Annotated in this window: 20 protein-coding genes; 13 read left to right on the top strand and 7 right to left on the bottom strand. The window is 63.6% G+C overall.

Annotated features, from left to right (window positions below; all coding sequences use genetic code 11):
- Positions 1 to 38 precede the first annotated feature (38 nt).
- A complete protein-coding gene (locus QM801_RS06895; RefSeq protein WP_415018469.1) occupies positions 39 to 803 on the top strand; it encodes a hypothetical protein in 765 nt (254 codons plus the stop codon).
- On the opposite strand, the gene QM801_RS06900 is transcribed toward QM801_RS06895, so the two are convergent.
- Both QM801_RS06900 and QM801_RS06905 read right to left on the bottom strand, forming a co-directional pair.
- The gene (locus tag QM801_RS06900) at positions 763 to 1440 is read right to left on the bottom strand and encodes a hypothetical protein (RefSeq protein WP_415018470.1); all 678 of its coding nucleotides are present in this window, start codon (positions 1438 to 1440) and stop codon (positions 763 to 765) included. The genes QM801_RS06895 and QM801_RS06900 overlap by 41 nt on opposite strands.
- Before the next feature lie 202 nt (positions 1441 to 1642).
- Positions 1643 to 2383 (bottom strand): arginyltransferase, encoded by a 741-nt coding sequence (locus tag QM801_RS06905; RefSeq protein ID WP_415018471.1) that lies wholly within the window; start codon positions 2381 to 2383, stop codon positions 1643 to 1645.
- Between the two features lie 125 nt (positions 2384 to 2508).
- Between QM801_RS06905 and QM801_RS06910 the strand changes: the two genes are divergently transcribed.
- On the top strand, positions 2509 to 3381 hold the full coding sequence (locus QM801_RS06910; RefSeq protein WP_415018472.1) for an NAD(P)-dependent oxidoreductase: 873 nt from the start codon (positions 2509 to 2511) through the stop codon (positions 3379 to 3381).
- A 105-nt stretch (positions 3382 to 3486) separates the two neighbouring features.
- Here QM801_RS06910 and hemB read toward each other — a convergent pair whose 3' ends face one another.
- Together hemB and QM801_RS06920 are read right to left on the bottom strand one after the other, a co-directional pair.
- Entirely contained in the window at positions 3487 to 4491 is a 1005-nt protein-coding gene (hemB, locus tag QM801_RS06915) for a porphobilinogen synthase (protein ID WP_415018473.1), read from the bottom strand.
- Between the two features lie 58 nt (positions 4492 to 4549).
- Positions 4550 to 5377, bottom strand: coding sequence for an extensin family protein (locus QM801_RS06920; protein WP_415018474.1), 828 nt, complete (start codon positions 5375 to 5377; stop codon positions 4550 to 4552).
- A 128-nt stretch (positions 5378 to 5505) separates the two neighbouring features.
- On the opposite strand from QM801_RS06920, the gene QM801_RS06925 reads away from it, so the two are divergent.
- From QM801_RS06925 to nrdR, 5 genes are all read left to right on the top strand, one after another.
- On the top strand, positions 5506 to 6261 hold the full coding sequence (locus tag QM801_RS06925; RefSeq protein WP_415018475.1) for a hypothetical protein: 756 nt from the start codon (positions 5506 to 5508) through the stop codon (positions 6259 to 6261).
- A gap of 254 nt (positions 6262 to 6515) precedes the next feature.
- Positions 6516 to 7016: a transcriptional regulator LdtR gene (ldtR, locus tag QM801_RS06930; RefSeq protein ID WP_415020902.1), complete on the top strand. Its 501-nt coding sequence runs from the start codon at positions 6516 to 6518 to the stop codon at positions 7014 to 7016.
- Positions 7017 to 7411: 395 nt separating this feature from the next.
- Positions 7412 to 9322 (top strand): L,D-transpeptidase family protein, encoded by a 1911-nt coding sequence (locus tag QM801_RS06935; RefSeq protein ID WP_415018476.1) that lies wholly within the window; start codon positions 7412 to 7414, stop codon positions 9320 to 9322.
- A gap of 142 nt (positions 9323 to 9464) precedes the next feature.
- Positions 9465 to 10823 (top strand): serine hydroxymethyltransferase, encoded by a 1359-nt coding sequence (gene glyA, locus QM801_RS06940; RefSeq protein WP_415018477.1) that lies wholly within the window; start codon positions 9465 to 9467, stop codon positions 10821 to 10823.
- Positions 10824 to 10832: 9 nt separating this feature from the next.
- On the top strand, positions 10833 to 11300 hold the full coding sequence (nrdR, locus tag QM801_RS06945; RefSeq protein ID WP_415018478.1) for a transcriptional regulator NrdR: 468 nt from the start codon (positions 10833 to 10835) through the stop codon (positions 11298 to 11300).
- A 197-nt stretch (positions 11301 to 11497) separates the two neighbouring features.
- Here nrdR and QM801_RS06950 read toward each other — a convergent pair whose 3' ends face one another.
- The gene (locus QM801_RS06950; RefSeq protein WP_415020903.1) at positions 11498 to 12379 is read right to left on the bottom strand and encodes a DMT family transporter; all 882 of its coding nucleotides are present in this window, start codon (positions 12377 to 12379) and stop codon (positions 11498 to 11500) included.
- Positions 12380 to 12729: 350 nt separating this feature from the next.
- Between QM801_RS06950 and nusB the strand changes: the two genes are divergently transcribed.
- From nusB to QM801_RS06970, 4 genes are all read left to right on the top strand, one after another.
- On the top strand, positions 12730 to 13203 hold the full coding sequence (gene nusB, locus QM801_RS06955; RefSeq protein WP_415018479.1) for a transcription antitermination factor NusB: 474 nt from the start codon (positions 12730 to 12732) through the stop codon (positions 13201 to 13203).
- Positions 13200 to 14399 (top strand): MFS transporter, encoded by a 1200-nt coding sequence (locus tag QM801_RS06960; protein ID WP_415018480.1) that lies wholly within the window; start codon positions 13200 to 13202, stop codon positions 14397 to 14399. Before nusB ends, QM801_RS06960 begins: the two co-directional genes overlap by 4 nt.
- Positions 14400 to 14604: 205 nt before the next feature.
- Positions 14605 to 16704, top strand: a complete 2100-nt coding sequence (locus QM801_RS06965) for a sodium-translocating pyrophosphatase (RefSeq protein WP_415018481.1) — start codon at positions 14605 to 14607, stop codon at positions 16702 to 16704.
- A gap of 291 nt (positions 16705 to 16995) precedes the next feature.
- Complete coding sequence (locus QM801_RS06970) at positions 16996 to 17679, top strand: outer membrane protein (protein ID WP_415018482.1); 684 nt, start codon at positions 16996 to 16998, stop codon at positions 17677 to 17679.
- 53 nt (positions 17680 to 17732) lie between these two features.
- On the opposite strand, the gene QM801_RS06975 is transcribed toward QM801_RS06970, so the two are convergent.
- Positions 17733 to 18872: an amidohydrolase/deacetylase family metallohydrolase gene (locus QM801_RS06975; protein ID WP_415018483.1), complete on the bottom strand. Its 1140-nt coding sequence runs from the start codon at positions 18870 to 18872 to the stop codon at positions 17733 to 17735.
- Positions 18873 to 18938: 66 nt separating this feature from the next.
- On the bottom strand, positions 18939 to 19418 hold the full coding sequence (locus QM801_RS06980) for an outer membrane protein assembly factor BamE (RefSeq protein WP_415018484.1): 480 nt from the start codon (positions 19416 to 19418) through the stop codon (positions 18939 to 18941).
- Positions 19419 to 19478: 60 nt separating this feature from the next.
- Here QM801_RS06980 and QM801_RS06985 point away from each other — a divergent pair, with 60 nt between their 5' ends.
- Together QM801_RS06985 and QM801_RS06990 are read left to right on the top strand one after the other, a co-directional pair.
- Positions 19479 to 19988, top strand: a complete 510-nt coding sequence (locus QM801_RS06985) for a ubiquinol-cytochrome C chaperone family protein (RefSeq protein ID WP_415018485.1) — start codon at positions 19479 to 19481, stop codon at positions 19986 to 19988.
- Positions 19985 to 20503, top strand: a complete 519-nt coding sequence (locus QM801_RS06990) for a YceD family protein (protein WP_415018486.1) — start codon at positions 19985 to 19987, stop codon at positions 20501 to 20503. Before QM801_RS06985 ends, QM801_RS06990 begins: the two co-directional genes overlap by 4 nt.
- Positions 20504 to 20547 lie beyond the last annotated feature (44 nt).

Raw genomic sequence — 20547 nt, forward strand, 5'->3', positions numbered from 1 at the left:
GGGTCACCGCTGATGCAATCACTTCGCCGTGCGGACTCATGAGCAATCTTGAATTGTGGATCGACAAGGGAACGTTCTGTCAAAGGCCGACAAGGCCTGACGGCGGTTTCATATCCGATCGCAAGCTCCTTCACGAACACAGCCTGGTCAAACTGGAAACAGGACCCAGCGGCACCAGCGTCAGCTGGGTGATGTTCGGCGCCAACTGGGCCTCGCTCTACTTCCTCACTGAATTCATCTCGACCTGCGTGCCGCCCGTCACGCTGCGCTATTTCAACGCCGGCTGGTTCGAAGAGACCATGGACAGCGTTGTCGACGCCCGCCGCCGCCTCGAGGAACTGTTGGCCAAGAGCGACGTGCGTTTCGCCGAGCGGGCCTATGTCGCGTCTTTCGATCCCAAGCCCGATGGCATGAGCGAGCGCCTGCGCAATGCCCTCGAACAAGGTCCGGGTACGGATGATTCTGCCATCACCTGCGTGATCGACACCAACCGCGAGCTGGTGACGGTGGAAAGCGTCGGCCGCGACTCGCTCGTGGCCAAGATCTGGGGCGTCTCGCCCGTGTCATTCCCGTGCCAAACCGGCCACAACTACGACCGCATCGTCTCGCGGTCCTATTTCGACGTGCTGCAATCGGGCAAGCCCCACTACGACCACGTGCTGGCGGCTCTCGTGCGGCCGGACGGCGAGGTGGGCTGGATCGGCTACCAGCGCATCATCCTGCCGGAAGGCGAAGTTCAGAACGGCGTGGGCCGGGTGAAGGTCATTTCGGATCTGGCCCCGGTTGACATAAAGCTCCTGTAGACAGGATCTCCTCGACCATCGCCTCAAGCGATGACCGCTCCACTGCCACCAGATATTCCACCGGATCGACGCCCTCGGAGGCCCACTGCCAGCGCAGGAAGCCGCGCTCCAGCACGGGGTAGCCCACGCGCGTGAAATGGCCGTGCCCGGCCATCTGGGCGCTCGCAAGGCCCCAGATCGCCTCGGGGCGCCACTTGATCAGGGCGAGGACGAGGCCGAGGCGGACGAAGAGCTCGAAGACCTTGCGGTTCTTGATCTGTTTGTCGATCCAAATTTCACCGTGATAAACGAGCCGGCCCGTGAGCCGTTCGGCAATGCTGCCGGCAGGCGGCAGGGCGTGGGTGGGTACCATCAGTTCCTGACGGCGCATGTAGACGCCGATCATGTAGGTGACGCACCAGTCCGCGAGGTTGGTGTCGATCTCGTCGCAGCGGAAGGCCTGGAGCCCCACGGTTTCGCCCGCCGCATTGGTGATGCTGGTCCACATGGCGCGTTCATTGGTGAACACCGCCGTTTCGTAGTAGTGCATGGGAGCGACGGGAATGCCCCGGCACTTCAACTTCATGTCGTTGAAGGCCTTCATGTCGCTGGAGGTGTGATAGGTGAAGCCCGCTTCCGCGAGCTCGTTCGCCAACATGACACTTACGCGCGCCGCACCCAAGGGATTTGGCAACCCAGACTTCTTCATGACGTCTCCCCAATGGGAGGAACTTTGCGTAATTTTTCCCTGCGTCTCAAGCCATGGAGCGACCCATTTTGGCCGTTAAGTTTAACGCAGGAGTGGAAATTAACCTGTCAGGTCAGAGTCTTGCAACGCTGGGTTAGGGTGCGGTTGCGGCTCAGCCGCGTTCGATCCGCTCCCAGCCGTGGCTGGTCAGGCGCTCCTGCGGCAGGAAGCGGGCCTTGTAATCCATCTTGTCGGAGCTGCGCACGTAGTAGCCCAGGTAGACGTAGGGCAGACCCATGCGGCCCACCCGCAGGATGTTGTCGAGGATAATGTAGGTGCCGAGGCTGCGGGCCTCCAGGGTGGGTTCGTAGAAGCTGTAGATCATCGACAGGCCGTCGCTCAGAACATCGAGCAGAACGGCCGCCACGAGCTCGTTGGGAGCGTGGGGATGATCCGCCGGCAGGCGGTATTCCACCATGCGGCTGTCAACGAGGTTGTCGTCCACCATGGCGGCGAAGTCGAGCACCGTCATGTTGGCCATGCCGCCCTCGGCGTGGCGGGTATCGATGTAGCCGCGGAAGAGGGAGTACTGTTCGCTCGTCGCCTCGGCCTTGACCACGGCGGAGCGCAGGTCGGCGTTCTTCGCCATCACGCGGCGGAAGCTGCGGGTCCAGTTGAAGCTCTCGACGGGAACGCGAACCGAGACGCAGGCCTGGCAGCCGTCGCAGGCCGGGCGGTAGGCAATGTTCTGGCTGCGGCGGAAACCGCCGTGGGAAAGCTGGGAATTGAGGCTGCGGGCATCGGGGCCGACGAGATGCGTGAACACCTTCCGCTCCATCCTGTCGGGCAGGTAGGGGCAGGGGCTTGGCGCAGTGATGAAGAACTGCGGAAAGTTGCGGCGTTCAATCGTCAATCTTGGTCCCTCGGCGGCTACTATGTCGTGTGTCGTGAAAAGCTGCAAGGCCTCTGGCCTTGGGGTCAACACTGCTCTATGGCGCTTCGATCACCGTATTGAGACGAAACAAAGGGGAGATTGCGATGGCGGTTCGGGCAGCATGGCTGGGTCTTGGCGTGATGGGATTTCCCATGGCGGGTCATCTCATGGCGAAGTCGGGGGCCACAGTCACTGTCTACAACCGTACATCCGAAAAGGCCGCGAAGTGGGTGGGCCAGCACAAGGGCGCCTCGGCGCCGACGCCTGCCGCCGCGGCGAAGGACGCGGATTTCGTCTTCGCCTGTGTGGGCAACGACGATGATCTCCGCTCCGTCACCATCGGCAAGGACGGCGCCTTCAGCACCATGAAGCCGGGCAGCATCTTCGTCGATCACACCACGGCCTCTGCCGATGTGGCCCGCGAACTTCACGCCGCGGCCAAGGCGAAGGGCATCGGCTTCGTCGATGCGCCGGTCTCGGGCGGGCAGGCGGGTGCGGAGAACGGCGTCCTCACCGTGATGTGCGGCGGCGATGACGATGTCTATGCCAAGGCCGAACCGCTGATCATGAATTTTGCGCGCATGTGCAAGCTCCTGGGTCCCTCCGGGTCCGGACAGCTTGCCAAGATGTGCAATCAGATCGCCATTGCCGGTCTCGTGCAAGGCCTCGCCGAGTGCGTGCACTTCGGCATGAAGGCGGGCCTCGACATGGAGAAGGTGGTGGAGGTGATCTCCAAGGGCGCTGCCGGATCGTGGCAGATGGAAAACCGTCACAAGACCATGATCGCCGGCAAGTTCGATTTCGGCTTCGCGGTGGACTGGATGCGCAAGGACCTTGGCATCTGCCTGAACGAGGCACGGCGGAACGGCGCGCATCTTCCGGTCACCGCACTCGTCGACCAGTTCTATTCGGAAGTGCAGAAGATGGGCGGCAGGCGCTGGGATACCTCGAGCCTGATCGCGCGGCTGCAGAAGTAACTGTTTGATTTGCTCTCCACGGCCGGGCTTGACCCGGCCGTCCAGTTTTTGCCGCGCAATTGCTGGATGCCCGGCTCAAGGCCGGGCATGGAGTGAAATGAAAATCTACGAGGCTGCCTTCAACCTCTTCGCCACGTCCATGGCGAAGTATGTGAGGATGCCGTCGGCACCGGCGCGCTTGAAGGCCATCAGGGATTCGGTGATCACCTTGTCGGGATCGAGCCAGCCGTTCTGGATCGCCGCCATCAGCATCGCGTATTCACCCGAGACCTGATAGGCGAAGGTCGGCACGCCGAACTCGCGCTTCACCCGCGAGACGATGTCGAGATAGGGCATGCCCGGCTTCACCATCACCATGTCGGCACCCTCGGCGAGGTCGAGCGCCACTTCGCGCAAGGCCTCGTCGGTGTTGGCGGGATCCATCTGGTAGGTGCGCTTGTCGCCCTTGAGCTTGCCGCCCGAGCCCACCGCATCGCGGAAGGGACCGTAGAAGCCCGAGGCATATTTGGCCGAATAGGCCATGATCTGAACGTCCTGGTGGCCGTTCTTTTCCAGCGCCTCGCGAATGGCGCCGATGCGGCCGTCCATCATGTCGGAGGGCGCCATGACATCGCAGCCTGCATCCGCCTGCACCAGCGACTGCTGGATCAGCGTGGCGATGGTCTCGTCGTTGACGATGCGGCCATCCTGCATCAGGCCATCGTGACCGTGGGCGGTGTAGGGATCGAGCGCCACGTCGCACATGATGCCGATCTCGGGCACTGCCTTCTTGATGGCGCGCACCGTGCGGCAGACGAGGTTGTCGGGATTACAGGCTTCGCGGCCGTCATCGGTGCGGAGCGATGAATCTGTGTTGGGGAAGAGGGCGATCATCGGGATGCCGAGCTTCGCGGCTTCCTCGGCACGCTTTACTGCGATGTCGACCGACTGGCGCACCACGCCCGGCATCGAGGAGACCTTCTCTTCCTTGCCCTGCCCATCGATCACGAAGATGGGCCAGATCAGGTCGCCGACGGTGAGAACGTTTTCCTGCACGAGGGCGCGGGCCCAGGGCGACTTGCGGTTCCGGCGCATGCGGAGGGCGGGGTAGGCGGGAGAGGGTCTGGTCATGGTGGCAAAGCTATAGACAGGATTTGAGGGTGATACCAATGCGGCGTGTTGTGCCCCGCTATTGGCAAATGCGGTAGCCGTTCTTTCGTCGGGCAAGGTCGATGTGGAAGTGGTCGCCGTGATAGGGATCGGACCCCGGCCCCAGCACCGTGGTGAAGCGGATGCAGGCATCGCGGCGGATGCGGGCGAGGAAGTCGGAGTCTCCCGCCGTGCCGATGAGCCGCTTCAGGCCGCTCCAGTCGCCCTTGATGTTCGTGGAGGTGTCGTCGCTGAAGCCGAGGGTGGAGATGTCGAGGGCGTTGGCCTTGGCGTGCTCGCTGATCTTTCCGGAGGAGGCGTTGTTGCGAAAGCGGCAGGCGTAGGCCGAGGCGTTATGGACAACGGTGAGCCGCTTGCCGAGGCTCGCCTTGGCGACAGGCTTGACCGACCAGGCGATCCAGTGATGCAGGGCTTCGGCGAGTTCGCAGTTGGCTTCGGCGGGCGGGTCGATCTCCACGCCGTCGATGGCTTTGATCAGGATGGCGCCGGGCGTGCCGCAACCGCCCTCGCTGCCGATGGGGGCCATGGGCTCGAAGTCGATGTCGAGACCGGCAAGGCGGCTCCGGCAATCGGCCTGGGCGGCCTTCACGACATCATCGGGCCAGCCGCCGTTGCCGCCCGGAAAGTGGATGGCGACGGGTTTCGGTTTGGCGGGGGGCGCTGCATCGGCCTCCGCGGCGGGAGGGTCCGCTTCAGGCGCAGGTTTCAGAACGGGCTTGAGCACCGGTTTCAGCACGGGGTTCGCCACTGGGCTCGTCGGCTTCAGTCGGGGCAGGATGATCTCGCTCGCCGCCGCGGGCTGGCACACGGCAAAGAGGGCGGCGATGAGCAGGGTACGCAGAACCATGGGCGGCATTCTTGGCTGACAACCGCTGCAAGGGCAACTGCTGCGCAATCGCCTGTTAACCAAGGCCGTGGTTGCAGGCGAGAGGCATTGGGCAAACCTTAAGCATGTCCGGGCAGGATGACAGTGAGATGGGACTTCGAGTGGGGATCGGCATGAGACGGGTGGCTGTTGTCGCGGCGCTGGCTGTGGTGTGGGGGAGTGCTTCTGCGCAAGCCGAGGCCATCGGCCCGGAGCGCGCGGCGGAAATGCTGGCGCATGCCTGGATGGTCGACAACCGCTGTAATGTTCTGAGCAAGACCGAACGTGATGCGCTCACTGGCTTCGTTGCCCGGGCCGAACTGTCTCTGGCGCAACTGCGCTCCGTCGAGGCTGCCCGAAAGGCGATCCGTACGGGCCGGGCCAGCGGCACATCGGCGGCCTGCGATCCGGCCAGCGCCCAGGTGGTGCGTGATACGCTGCGCGTGGCCATGTCGGCCACGGCGGGCATGGCGCCGGCACCGGTGGCCCCGTTGCCGGCCGCCGCGCCGCCCAAGACCGAAGAGCGGAAGGCGGTTACGAAAACTGCAGAACCCACTGCCGAAGTCGCGATGCTGGCGCAGGCCACCGAACCACCGCCGGCCAAACCTGCGGCGAAGCCACCCAAGGTGAAAGCGGTCGATAAAGCCGATCCCAAGCCCGCCTCTGGCGCGATGGCCGGTTATGCCGTGACGGCTGAAGCCTATTACCGTGAACTGCGTTGCCGGAACCGTTCGTTCCCGGCGGTAAACGCCCTTTATGCCAAGGTTCTCCGCCAGCACCGCCAGGCCGTTGCGGCTGGCGGAAAGGCCGCTGTCAAGGCGCTCCTGAAGGCGGCGGAAGCCCGGGCGGCACGGGGCGCCTGCTAGGTTCGGGGCGGTTTTCGGGCCTTCCGGCTCCCTGAAAGCCTGGTCACCTTTGATTCACATCGTTTGAAAAGCCCCTGTAAACTCTCAGCTAATTCAATGCGCAAAAGAGAAAATGTAAGTCCAAATTTACCGAGACTGTTCAGCCCGCCTTAAACGGGCGGGGTTAGTTTGGCCACATACGGGAAGCGGACATTCAAAAAACAGAAGCCGCTCCTGCCAACAGGAAATAGGTGGTCAACATGAATACTCAAGTTATGGGGAATCTGGCCCTGCAGCCGGTCGAGGCGAAGCGTCAGAACATCAAGAACCGTTATCTCGAATCGCTCACCCTGATCGAGCGTCTGCATCGCCGTCTTCTCGACGTGATCAAGGACGACTTCGAACGCACCGGTGAAAAGGAAGTGAACCCGGTTCAGGCGCTGCTGCTGTTCAACATCTCGGATGCTGAACTGACGGCCGGCGAACTGAAGACCCGCGGGCACTACCAGGGTTCGAACGTCTCCTACAATCTCAAGAAGCTCGTGGAAGCCGGCTACGTCAACCACGAACGCTCGACCAACGACAAGCGCTCGGTGCGCATCAGCCTGACCGACAAGGGCCAGGAAGTGCGCCGCCGCGTGGACGCCCTCTACAACCGCCAGCTCCAGGCTGTGGAAGAAGTGGTCGGCCTCTCGGTTGACGAGTTCGAGCGCATCAACAAGGCCCTGACCCGTCTCGAGCGCTACTGGACGGACCAGATCCTGTATCGCCTGTAATTCAGGGCATACGCAAAGTTGCAAATCCTTGAAAGGCCTCGCAGGTTTCGCCCTGCGGGGCCTTTTCAGTGTTGCCGATCTGCATCACTTCAGTGGAAATGGGATGCCTTTCCCGGCTCAACCCGCCGGATTTTGCCCGAAGAGGGCCCATTCGCCGCGAATCTGCCCTGTTTTGGCCGTTCTCCAGTCGCGTTTTGACGGCGACCCACCCGGGTGATAATGACGTACAAACGGTGTGGCGAATTGAAAGTAGGCAATACGGAATGGCTCAGTTTTCGGTGAAGCGGCGGTCCCTTGGCCGTGTTTTGGCAGCTGTTTTCCTTGCAGCGTGCGTTATCCCCGTAGTTGGGCATATCTCCGGTCCGGCCCGCGCAGAAAGCGGTTTTGAAGACTTCATGCAGCGCTTGGGCGCGCGCAAGCGTGACAAGAACGTCGTCACCAACGCAAACAGCGGCGAACAGACGAACGTCGGCGGCGGCAAGGCCACCACAGAGACAGCCGTCGTTGCCGACCAGAACATCGCCCCGATGCTGACGCCCGATGGTGCCACGGAACTCCGTGCCGCCGAAGCGCGCTATCGCCAGATCATCGCCGACGGCGGCTTCCCGAAGATCTCCCGCAGCAGCCTGAAGAAGGGCTCGACAGGGCAGGCCGTTGTCGCGCTCAACCGCCGCCTGTTCGTGGAAGGCTATGTGCGGCCGGAAGCGACTGAGGGCGAGTACGCCTCGATCTTCACCTCCGCCACGGAAGCCGGCGTGCGCCGCTTCCAGGAGAACATGGGTCTTGCCGTCACCGGCCGTGTCGATGGCCCGACCATCGATGCACTGAACGTCCCCGCCCAGCGCCGCCTTGCGGCGATCCAGGCCAACATTCCGCGCCTCGAGGCCTATGCCGAAAATCTCGGTGACCGCTATGTCATCGTGAACATTCCGGCCCAGCAGATCGAAACGGTGCAGAACGGCCTGGTGTACTCGAAGCACAATGCCATCGTCGGCCGCCCTGAGCGCCCGTCGCCCGTGGTGATGGCGGCGCTGTCGGACATCAACTTCAATCCCTACTGGAATGCGCCGGTCTCGATCGTCGAGCGTGACCTCATTCCGAAGATGCGCGGCGGCAACGACATCCTGCGCGAAATGAACATCAAGGTGTTCAAGGGTTTTGGCGGCCCCGAGATCGATCCGGATTCCGTCAACTGGCGCACGGCGATTCCGGACGATTATCACTTCCGTCAGGAGCCGGGCCCGCACAACGCCATGGCTACGGCCAAGATCAACTTCCCGAGCCCCTTCGGCGTCTACATGCACGACACGCCGGAGAAGCAGATGTTCAATTCCGCCAACCGTTTCTTCTCGTCGGGTTGCGTGCGCGTGCAGAACATGCCGCTGCTGGTGAACTGGGTGCTGAACGGCCAGGACGGTATCGGCGAAGCGCAGATATCGACACTCGCGGAAACGCTGGAGCGCAAGGACGTCAAGCTGCTGACGCCGCCGCAGCTCCGCTTTGCCTATCTCACGGCTTGGCCGACCACGGGCGGCACGGTTGCCTTCCGCAACGACATTTACGAACTCGACGGCACGGGATTCATCACCGGCCAGCCGATGCCGGTCGGTGAAACGAGCCCGGACGGCCAGCGCTTCGTGCTGAAGCCGCTGCCGCGCCTCGTGGCGTCAGTTGAAGACGACAACGCCAGCGGCGGCCTGTTCGGCTTCCGCAAGAAGCCGGGCAAGCCCGGCGAGAAGCGGCCATCGATCTTCAGCACCTCGAACAACGACGACGGTGGCGATGGTGCACCGGCGAGCGCCGTGTTCATCAAGTCCAATGCTCCGGACACCAAGAAGACGGTGACCACGAGCAAGACGACGGTCTCATCCAAGACCGGCGGCAAGCCGAAGAAGGGCCTGTTCGACTGGGATGCCTACCGCAAGGACCAGGCATCCGCCCAGAAGAAGGACGCCAAGTCCAAGGTCGCCTCAAAGAATGTGAAGCCGGAGTGCAAGGTCGCCGCGGGTGCCAAGCTTCCTGACAGCTGCAAGACAGCGGCCAAGAAGAAGCCGGGCGACAGCAAGACCGCCGCCAAGGCCACCGACAAGACGGCGGCAGATGCCAAGGTTGCGGCAACCGACAAGAAGGCGACCGAAAAGAAAGTAGCCTCCACGGAAAAGACCGTTCCGGATACCACCGCCAAGAAGCCCGCTGCCGCCAAGCCGGATTGCAAGCCGGGCGCCGATGGCAAGCTGCCTGCCGGTTGCCCCACCGCCGCTGTAAAGAAGAAGACGGCGCCCGACGAAGCGACCGCCGCCAACTGAACGCGTTTCCTGCCGCCTTGCCCACGGACGGTCCTGGGGCAGGGCGTCGCGCCGTCTGATTTTCCGTCGCAATTCGCTGTGGCGTGAACGCCGCGAGGTTGTATAGAGCGGCCCATCAATCCTTTCTGTGGAGATTCCTGTCATGGCGAAGAAGTCTGTGAAGAAGGCCGCAAAGCCCGCGGCGAAGAAGGCCTCCAAGTCCAAAAAGCCGGGCAAGGTCAAGCCGCTGTTCCCGGGGTTCTTCTCCGACAAGCTGGCCAAGGCCGATCCCAAGGTGGCAAAGGCCATCCAGTCCGAACTGCTGCGCCAGCAACACGAGATCGAGCTGATCGCCTCCGAGAACATCGTCTCCAAGGCGGTGCTGGAAGCCCAGGGCTCGGTGATGACCAACAAGTACGCGGAAGGCTATCCGGGCCGCCGTTACTATGGCGGCTGCCAGTATGTGGACCAGTCGGAACAGCTTGCCATCGACCGGGCCAAGCAGCTCTTCAACGCCAACTATGCGAACGTGCAGCCGCACTCGGGCGCCACCGCGAACCAGGGCGTGTTTTTCGCGCTGCTGCAGCCGGGTGATACCTTCATGGGCCTCGATCTCGCCTGCGGCGGCCATCTGACCCACGGCTCGCCCGTCAACCAGTCGGGCAAGTGGTTCAAGGTCGCCTCCTACAAGGTGCGCGAGGACAACCTGCAGCTCGACTACGATGCCATCGCCAAGCAGGCGCTGGAGGTTCGCCCGAAGTTGATCATCGCCGGCGGCTCGGCCTATCCGCGCGTCATCGACTTCAAGCGCTTCCGTGAGATCGCCGACAGCGTCGGCGCCTATCTCTTCGTCGACATGGCCCACTTCGCCGGCCTCGTGGCGGGTGGCGTCCACCCCAATCCGGTCGAGCATGCCCACGTGGTGACGACCACCACCCACAAGACGCTCCGCGGACCCCGCGGCGGCATGATCCTCTCGAAGGACGAAGACCTCGGCAAGAAGATCAACTCGGCGGTGTTCCCCGGCATCATCGGCGGCCCGCTCGAGCATGTGATCGCCGCAAAGGCCGTGGCCTTCGGCGAGGCGCTCAAGCCCGGCTTCAAAAAGTATGCGGCGCAGGTCGTGAAGAACGCCCAGGTGCTGGCGGACACGCTGGTGGGCGGCGGTTGCGACATCACCACGGGCGGCACCGACACGCATCTGATGCTTGTTGACCTCCGCAAGAAGGGCCTCACCGGCAAGGCGGCCGAAGCTGCCCTCGGCCGCGCCTATATCACCTGCAACAAGAACGGCATTCCCTTCGATACCGAGAAGCCGATGATCACCTCGGGCATCCGCCTTGGTTCGCCCGCAGGTACGACGCGCGGCTTCGGCGAGTCGGAGTTCCGCTTGGTCGGCAACCTTATCATCGAGGTGCTGGACGGCCTCGCCAGGAATGGCGAGGAGAAGAACGGCAAGGTGGAAGCCGCGGTGAAGAGCAAGGTTCTGGCCCTCACCAAGCGCTTCCCGATCTACGGCTGAGGCCAGCCCATGCGCTGCCCGTTTTGCGGCAATGCCGAAACACAGGTGAAGGACAGCCGGGCGACGGAAGACAATTCCGCCATCCGGCGCCGTCGCGCCTGTCCGGATTGCGGCGGCCGCTTCACCACCTTCGAGCGCATCCAGCTCCGCGAACTCATGGTGGTGAAGAAGTCGGGCCGCCGGGCGCCTTTCGACCGTGACAAGCTGATGCGCTCGGTGCAGATCGCGCTCCGCAAGCGGCCTGTCGACACGGAGCGGGTGGAGCGCATGGTTTCGGGCATCGTGCGGCAGCTCGAGAGCCTGGGTGAAAACGAAATCCGCTCCGAGCAGATCGGCGAACTCGTCATGGAGGGTCTGAAGAACCTCGACGACGTGGCCTATGTGCGCTTTGCCTCCGTCTACAAGAACTTCCGCGACCCGAAGGAGTTCGGCGAGATCATCGGCTCGCTTTCGGGCGACGACGAGCGGAAGGGGTAACTAGCCGCTCCCGCGCTCTCTCAACCGTCATTCCGGACGCGCGCCTTGATCAAGCGCACGCGAGATGTCGCGCGCGAGCCGGAATCCAGCTTTGGTAGATCGCGCATGATGAACAAGGCAGCTGGGCCCCCGCCTTCGCGGGGGTGACGATTATTTGGGGTCAAGCCCGGCCATGGAGACCAATTGATTGCGTCGCGTTACGCCGCCTTCAATCGACCGCGTTTCTGGTTCTCGCTCCACACGAGATAGGCGGAGCCGGCAAGGATGAGGGCGATGCCGATCCAGAGATTGCCTTCCGGCAGGTAGCTGAAGGCGAGCCAGCCCGCGATGATGTTGAAGGGGAGCCGCAGGTCGTCGAAGGGCTGCAGGAACGAGGCATCCGCACCGGCATAGGCCTTGGTGAGGAAGTACTGCGCCGCGAACTGGATGGCGCCCGCCGCGAAGACCAGCCACAGCACATCGCCCGAGGGCCATTCGAAGCCGGCGGTGGCCGAGAGCGCGAAATTGATCGGCGAGAGCAGCAGCAGCAGCCACATGGTGATGGTCTCGGGCTGTTCGGTGGCGGTGAGTTTCTTGGTGAGCAGGGATGCAGCACCCCACAGGATGGCGGCGGCGACGGGCGCCAATGACCAAACCGAGAAGCCCGACGACCAGGGTTGCAGCACGATGAGCGCACCGGCAAAGCCAAGGCTCGCGGCGATCCAGCGGTTGCCGCCCACCTCTTCACCGAGGAAGAACTTCGCACCCAGCAGGATGAAGAAGGGCGAGGTCATGACAAGCGCGATCACCTGCCAGATCTGAACACCGTGGGCGAGACCGAAGACGAAGGCCTGCACGCCCAGCGCGGAGAGCAACACGCGGATGATGTGCGTCATCGGGTGGCGGGTGAAGAGGCCGCGCGTACCTTGCCGGATGAGGAAGGGGAGCGAGAAGAGGAAGGCGAAGAAGTATTGCCAGAAGGCATCCGAAGTGGGCTTGAAGCCGAAGCCGCCGTAGTCCGGGCTGCCGGTCACGATCTGGGTGATGACATTGATGCCTGCAAAGCTGATGCCGGCCAGCACCATGTAGACGGCGCCCATCAGGGCCTTGGAGCTGAGGTTTGCGGTGGTCACTGGTGTCGCCCACATGGTTAAGAAGAAGGCCCGCATTAGGCCAAGGGCAGGGGAGGGACAAGCCTCGCCTGCGACCCAATGTCCTCAGGCGCCGTCATGGCCTGCGGGGCCGCCATGCAGGACGGGACTGGCGAAGCCCGGCGCAACCCGCTATCACGCGCTCAACGCATCGTGCGAGCAAGTGGATGCCACTTGCGAAGCGAAAGATGCGCCAAGAGATATGTGGCGCAACTTTCCTCTCTCAAATCGTTCCGATTTGATCGTCCGTTGCGGTAAATCGTTTGCTGATTGAAAGTACCAGGGACTCCACGACCATCATGACCACGCCGCGCCGCCCGCCTGTTGCCCGATCTGCCGCCCGGCTGGGAGCAGTGCAGGCCCTTTACCAGATGGACATTGCAGCCACTGACGTGGGCGAGACGCTGGCGCAATTCTCCTCCCGGGCCCAGGGCGACAACTTCGACAACGGCGATTGCGGCGAAGCCGACTACCGCCACCTCCGCGAGGTGGTGGAGGGTGTGGTGCGCGAGCAGGCGCTGCTCGATCCGGCGCTGGATGCGGTTCTCGACAAGGACTGGCCGCTGCATCGTCTCGATGCCACCGTACGCGCCATTCTTCGTGCCGCCGCCTTCGAGCTTTTCTTCATGGACAAGGTTCCAGCCCGCGTGGCGCTGTCGGAGTATGTCGATGTGACCGATGCCTTCTTCGATGGCGGTGACGAGCCGCGCTTCGTCAACGGCGTCCTCAACACGCTCGCCCGCAACCGGCGGCCCGCGGAATTCACCAAGTGAGCCCGCACGCCTTCGATGACCGAAAGGCGAAGCGCAATGCCATGGTGCTTGCGGTGGCGCAGGCGCTCTATGGTGCAGTGACCACGGCGCTGGTGGTGACGGCAGGCCTTGTCGGCACGCAGCTTGCGCCCAGCCCGTTCTGGTCCACCATGCCGATGACGATGATGATCGTCGGCTCCGCCAGCACCACCTATCCGTCTTCGCTGCTCATGCGGCGGATCGGGCGTCGGGCCGGGTTCATGCTGGCCTCGTTCGTGGGCATGCTGGGCGGGCTCACGGGCGCGACCGGCATTTTCCTGCGCAACTTCGAACTCGTGCTGCTCGGCTCCTTCATGGTGGGCGTCTACCAGGCCTCGTCCTCCTACTACCGCTTTGCCGCGGCCGATCTCGCAAGCCCGGCCTTCCGGCCCAAGGCCATCTCCTGGGTGATGACGGGCGGCGTGGTGGCGGCTCTGCTGGGCAGCGTGATGGTGATGAAGACCGTGGACCTCTTCGCGCCCGTGACCTTCGCCGGCACCTGGGTGGCGATGGCCTGCCTCGCTGCCGTTGCGACGGGCGTATTGGCCTTCGTCGACATTCCGCGGCTCGATCCCTCCATAACGGCGAGCGGCCGTCCCCTGAGCCAGATCGCCTCGCAGCCCTCCTTCATCGTGGCGGCGGGTGTCTCCATGGTGAGTTACGGCATCATGGTCCTGGTGATGACGGCGACGCCCGTGGCCATGCTCGGCTGCGGCTTCACGGTGCAGGATTCAAGCTGGGTCATCCAGTGGCATGCCCTTGCCATGTATGTGCCGAGCTTCTTCACAGGCGCGCTGATCACCCGCTTTGGCGCGGGCAAGGTGGCCAGCACCGGCATGGCGCTGCTGATCGCGGCAGCTTTCTCCGGACTTGCGGGAATCCGCTTCGAGAACTTCGCCGTGGGCTTGATCCTGCTTGGGCTCGGCTGGAACTTCGGCTTCATCGGCGGCACCACGCTGCTCACCAGCACCTACGAGCCGCTGGAACGCAACAAGGCGCAAGGCCTGAACGATTTCCTCGTGTTCGGCACCACGACACTCACCTCGCTCTCCGCCGGGGCGCTGATGGCAGGTGCCGGATGGTCCATCGTCAACTGGGCCGTGCTGCCCCTTGCGGCCATCGGCCTTGCCCTCATCCTGTGGCTGTGGCGGCACCCCAAAAAGGCTCTGGCGATTTAAGGCGTAAACGCCTCATCCGACTGAGTTACGCCCCTCATTTTCCTCGACGAAATGCTGAGTTATCCCCATTGAAGTTGTGGCGGGATTGCGGCATACCGCTGCCAACCCAAGCCCTTTGGCAGGGAAGCGTGAGTCCCGATGGATGTTCCGGGACCGCGGCCAACGGTCGGGCAGGGGCAACTCAACAACTCAAGGATTCCCTTCCATGAACACAGCACTTTGGCTGATCGTCCTGGCAGGCTTGCTGTCCATCGTTTACGGCGTCATCACGACCAAGAGTCTGATGGCTGCCGACGCTGGCAACGCTCGCATGCAGGAAATTTCCGCTGCCGTCCGCGAGGGCGCGTCGGCCTACCTCAAGCGCCAGTACACGACGATCGGCATCGTCGGCGTGGTGATCTTCGTCATCGCCTGGTTCCTGCTCGGCACCTATGCGGCGATCGGCTTCGCCATCGGCGCCATCCTCTCGGGTGTTGCCGGCTTCATCGGCATGAACGTCTCGGTGCGCGCCAACGTGCGTGTCGCCCAGGCCGCGACCAAGTCGCTGGCGGGCGGCCTCGACCTCGCCTTCAAGGCGGGTGCGGTGACCGGCCTTCTCGTCGCGGGCCTCGGCCTTCTCGGCGTCGTCCTGTACTTCGGCTTCCTCACCGGTTCGCTCGGCCTCGATCCGACCAGCCGCCCGGTGATCGACGCGCTTGTGGCGCTCTCCTTCGGCGCCTCGTTGATCTCCATCTTCGCCCGTCTCGGCGGCGGCATCTTCACCAAGGGCGCCGACGTGGGCGGCGACATGGTGGGCAAGGTCGAAGCCGGCATTCCGGAAGACGATCCGCGCAACCCCGCCACCATCGCCGACAACGTCGGTGACAACGTCGGCGACTGCGCCGGCATGGCCGCTGACCTGTTCGAAACCTATGTGGTGACCACTGTCGCCACCATGGTGCTCGCAGCCATCGCGCTGCCGCAGGAGATGAAGCTCGCCGGCATGGTGCTTCCGCTCGCGATCGGCGGCGCCTGTGTGATCACCTCGATCATCGGCACCTTCTTCGTGAAGCTCGGGTCCAGCAACAACATCATGGGCGCCCTCTACAAGGGCGTGATCACGACGGGCGTTCTCTCGCTGGTGGTGCTCTATCCGGTGATCTCGCTGGTCTTCGGCAGCATGAGCGCTGACCTCGGTGGCTTCACCCCGATGTCGCTGTTCTGGTGTGGCGTGGTGGGCCTCATCATCACCGCCGCTATCATCTGGATCACCGAATACTACACCGGCACGGGCAAGCGCCCGGTCAACTCCATCGCCGAAGCGTCGATCACCGGTCACGGCACCAACGTGATCCAGGGTCTCGCTGTCTCGATGGAATCGACCGCTCTTCCCGCGATCGTGATCGTGGCGGGCATCCTCGTCACCTTCAACCTCGCCGGCCTCTTCGGCGTGGCAGTCGCTGTCACCACCATGCTGGCGCTGGCCGGCATGATCGTGGCGCTCGACGCCTTCGGCCCGGTGACGGACAACGCCGGCGGCATCGCCGAAATGGCGGGCCTGCCCAAGGAAGTGCGTCACAACACCGACGCGCTCGACGCCGTGGGCAACACCACCAAGGCCGTGACCAAGGGCTATGCCATCGGTTCCGCCGGTCTCGGCGCGCTGGTGCTCTTCGCTGCCTATACGCAGGACCTCAAGACCTTCTTCCCCGACGTGCCGGTGACCTTCGATCTGTCGTCGCCCTACGTCGTGGTGGGTCTGCTCTTCGGTGGCCTGCTGCCATACCTGTTCGGCGGCATGTCAATGACTGCGGTGGGCCGTGCGGCCCAGGCCGTGGTCGTTGAAGTGCGCCGCCAGTTCAAGGAAAAGCCCGGCATCATGAAGGGCACCGAGAAGCCGGACTATGCCCGCGCCGTCGACCTTCTGACCAAGGCCGCGATCAAGGAAATGATCATCCCGTCGCTGATGCCCGTGCTCTCGCCGATCATCGTCTATTACGTGATCAAGGCGATTGCCGGACAGGCGCAGGCCTTCTCTGCGGTGGGCGCCATGCTCATGGGCGTGATCGTCACCGGCATCTTCGTCGCCATCTCGATGACGGCAGGCGGCGGTGCCTGGGACAACGCCAAGAAGTCGTTCGAGGACGGCTTCGTCGACTCCAAGGGCGTGAAGCACCTGAAGGGTTCCGATGCCCACAAGGCTTCGGTGACGGGTGATACCGTCGGCGACCCCTACAAGGACACGGCGGGCCCCGCCGTGAACCCGATGATCAAGATCACCAACATCGTGGCGCTTCTGCTGCTCGCGGTGCTGGCCGCTCACTAAGCGATCGTCACATGCATTAGACAGGGCCGGAGCGGGCAACCGTTCCGGCCTTTTTCTTTGTGCGCGACTGACTCTTCGGCAGTTCTCATTGCGCCTTCCCGCTTGTGTAGCCAGTGGTGTTACACGTTCTTGTAATCACCATGATTTGGTACCGGGGTTGCCCGATTCACGCCCAGCGGGTGTCCCATTCCGGCACGACACAGGAAAGGACGGCGAGGGACGGCTCATTCGAGTCGAGGGTACGTCGTGAAGAAGTTTGTGAGCGGAGTGGCTGTTGTTGCAGCCGTGTGCGTGAGTTGTGCTACGGCCGTGAAGGCCGAGAACGTCAATCGCGTCTTGAAGGATGATGGTCCGGGCATGCAGATCGTGCCCGCATCCGGGCCCGGCGATTTCGCCTGGCAGGGACTTTACATCGGTGCCAGCGTGGGCGGCGGATGGGGCACATCAACCCAGCATTATGACCGGGCCGGTGATCACGGTGTCGCCGATCTCGATCTCTCCGGTGGCGCGATGACGCTGACCGGTGGCTACAACTGGCGCATGACCGACCACATCGTCGGAGGCGTCGAGGCTGACCTCGGCATCATGAACGTGAACAAGGGCACGACAACGGTGTTCGATGGCCACAACTGGAGCAGCGATGTCGGCCCGCTGTTCGGCACCCTCCGCGCCCGGGCCGGCTATCTCCTCAATGACCGGCTGCTCGCCTACGCCACCGGTGGCGTGGCCTTCGCCCAGATCGACGACACGTCGATCGGCAACACGGCCGGCGAGACCGCGAAGGAGAACGGGTTGCGTGCCGGTCTCGCACTCGGTGTGGGCGTTGAATACGCCATGAGCCAGGCATGGTCGGTGAAGGCGGAATTCCTCCATCTCGATTTTGCCCAGGTGGATGGTCTCAGCGACAACAACGAGGACTATTCGTTCGACAGCAACGTCAACATCTTCCGCGTCGGCGCCAACATGCAGTTCTGACGAGAAGGTTCGACCGGGAGCAGTGAGTAGGTGTGAGTGACGGCGCCCGGCCTTCAGGCCGGGTGCCACCACGTGCCTGCCACGACGACGCCGCGGGCATTGAGCTTGCGGTCGCCGATCAGGTGTTCGCCCACCACGTCGACATAGTCGAAGCGCCCTTCATCCAGCGAGAGGATGGAGGCATCACCCACTGAGCCCGGTTTGAGTGAGCCAAGTTCGGGTCGCTTCAGCGCGTAGGCCGCGTTGCAGGTGGAGGCCGCGATCACCTCGCTCAGGCTCATGCCGAGGCAGAGAAACTTGGAGAGCGTGGTGACCTGATCGAAGGCCGGGCCATTGATGCAGAGCACATGCACGTCCGACGAGATCGTATCAGGCAGGAAGCCGTTTGCCAGCATGGTGCGCGCCGTCTTGAAGGCGAAGGAGCCGCCGCCATGGCCGACATCGAAGAAGACTCCGCGCTTTCGCGCCGCGTCCACGCAGGCCTTCACCTTGCCCTGTCCGGAGTAGGGCACGTTGGGAAAGGGGCGAAAGCAATGGGTGAGAACGTCGCCCGGGCGCAGCCGGTTCACCACGTCGTCGTAGGAGGGGGGCGGCTCGTCGATGTGCGCCATGAGGGGAACGCCCGTGGCGTCGGCCACCTGCATGGCGATGTCGAGGGGGGCTGCTCCCTGGTCGCCCGAGGAATAGCGGCCGACGCGTACCTTCATGCCGACGATTACGTCGCGGTTGGCCTCGACCACCTCCACCGCGGCGGCGGGGTTCATGAGCTTCATGTTTTCGCTCTCGCCGACCTCGATGCCGTGGCCGAAGGCGTAGATGCCGGCATGCGATATATGGAGATAGGCGAGGATGCGTGTCTCCGACTTCTCGATCACATGCTTGCGGAAGCCTGCGAAGTTGCCGGGCCCGGCGGAGCCCGTGTCGATGGCCGTGGTGACGGCACTGGTGCGGGCGAATTCCTCCGCGTCGATGCTGAGGGACGTACCGCCCCAGTAGACGTGGGTGTGCATGTCGATGAGGCCGGGCGTGACGAGGAGGCCGCTGACATCCTTAACCACCGTATTCGGACCGCGCGGGATGGATTGACCGAGTGCGGCAACCTTGCCGGCGGCGAAGCCGACCTCGGTCACGGCATCGAGGGATTGGGAGGGATCGACCACGCGGCCGCCCGTGAGAATGAGATCCATAGGCACTTTTGCTTGAGTTGTCAGGCCGTCAGGTTCCCAAAGCGCTGGCGTCGCGTCAACCGGCAACGGGCGTCAGAGTGACTTTCCGATGACACCGCCGACAGGGCCGCCCTTGCCGGCCAGAAGTTCCTTCACCAAACTGAATTCCTGGCCGATGACAGGTGTCTTGCGGTCCAGCATGTTGATGACGCGGCCGTCTTCGAGGCCATACTGGGCAACGCTGGCGACCTGGTCGCCCTTGTCGAAGCGGATGGCGATGATCTCGCGGGTCTGCTCGGAGGGGTCGAGGAAAGAGCGCTGCGCAGTGATGCTGGTGATGTAGTAGTAGCTGTCGCCCTGCAGGTTGATGCTCGCGGTCGTGGAGGGAGAACCCATGATGGCCTCGACCTCGGACTTTGCCATGCCCTCGCGCACCTGGTTCAGGGCGCCGGGCTTGGCGTAATAGCCACGGCGGTTGATCATGGGCTGGCAGCCTCCGAGAAGGCTTGCAGCCACGGCCCCGCCCAGCCATATGAAGGTCCGCCGCGATGGCTTGCCCGTAGAATTCTGCATGTCTGACTTCGTCACTCTTTCCACGCCCGTTTGCCCGAAACCACTGACCCGGACAAGCACATGTTCCTGAAACGCCTTTTTGCCCGCTCCGAGGATACGGCCCAGAGCCTCTACGAAGCGATTGTGGCCGCGGCGCGGCGGCCTTTTTTCTATGCCGAATGGGCTGTTCCGGACACGATCGATGGCCGCTTCGACATGATCTCGCTGCACCTGTTCCTCGTGCTGGAGCGGCTACGTGGCGAGGGCGCGGAGGTGGAGGATTTCCGCCAGCGCCTCACCGATACCTTCTTCGCCGACATGGATCGCTCGCTCCGAGAAATGGGCGTAGGCGACCTCTCGGTGGGCAAGAAGGTGCGGAAGATGTCCGAGGCCTTCTATGGCCGTGTGAAGGCCTATGCCGAGGCCCTGCAGCAAGGGAGCGGGCTCACCGAAGCCCTGGCCCGTAACGTCTATGCCGGTGTGGCGGAGGCGGAGGCAACGCGCCTTGCAGACTGGGTGCTGAAGGCCCGGGAGCACCTCAAGGCGCAGGCCACGGAGGAGATCGTCCGGGGCAAGGTGGCGTTTCCATGAGGCAGCAGGGACCCGAATTTTCCCGTCCGCTCGAAGTGGCCCGCGTGGGGCCGCAGGGCAGCCGTGAACGGCTGAACGCCACGGCGCCGGAGTGCACGGCCCTTGCCCGCCGGCTGCAAGTGCCGGCCGTTCATGCCGTCTCGGCCGACCTGAACGTGCGGCCCTGGCGGGGCGGCGGCTACAAGGTGACGGGTGAGGTGGAGGCCGACATTGACCAGGTGTCGGTGATCAGCCTCGAGACTTTCCGCAGCACCGTGCGCTTTCCTGTGGAACGCTATTTCCTGACCCATGGGGGCGGCGACAGCGAAGAGGATATCGACGTCATCGAAGACGGCGAAATCGATCTGGGCGAGGTGGCAGCCGAGACCCTGGGCCTGGAACTCGATCCCTATCCGCGGAAGCCTGGTGAGGCCTTCGAGACGCCGGCGGGCGAGGGCAAGGCCGAGGAAGAGCCCGCTCCGGCCAAGGTGTCGCCCTTCGCCGTGTTGAAAAACCGCGACAAAGAGGGCGGCTGATCCCGGCACCGCCTGGCCGCAATCGCCTGCCAATTTCGGGGTTG

Origin of the sequence: Aestuariivirga sp. (genome assembly GCF_047600585.1) — a bacterium.
Classification (GTDB): Bacteria; Pseudomonadota; Alphaproteobacteria; order Rhizobiales; family Aestuariivirgaceae; genus Aestuariivirga.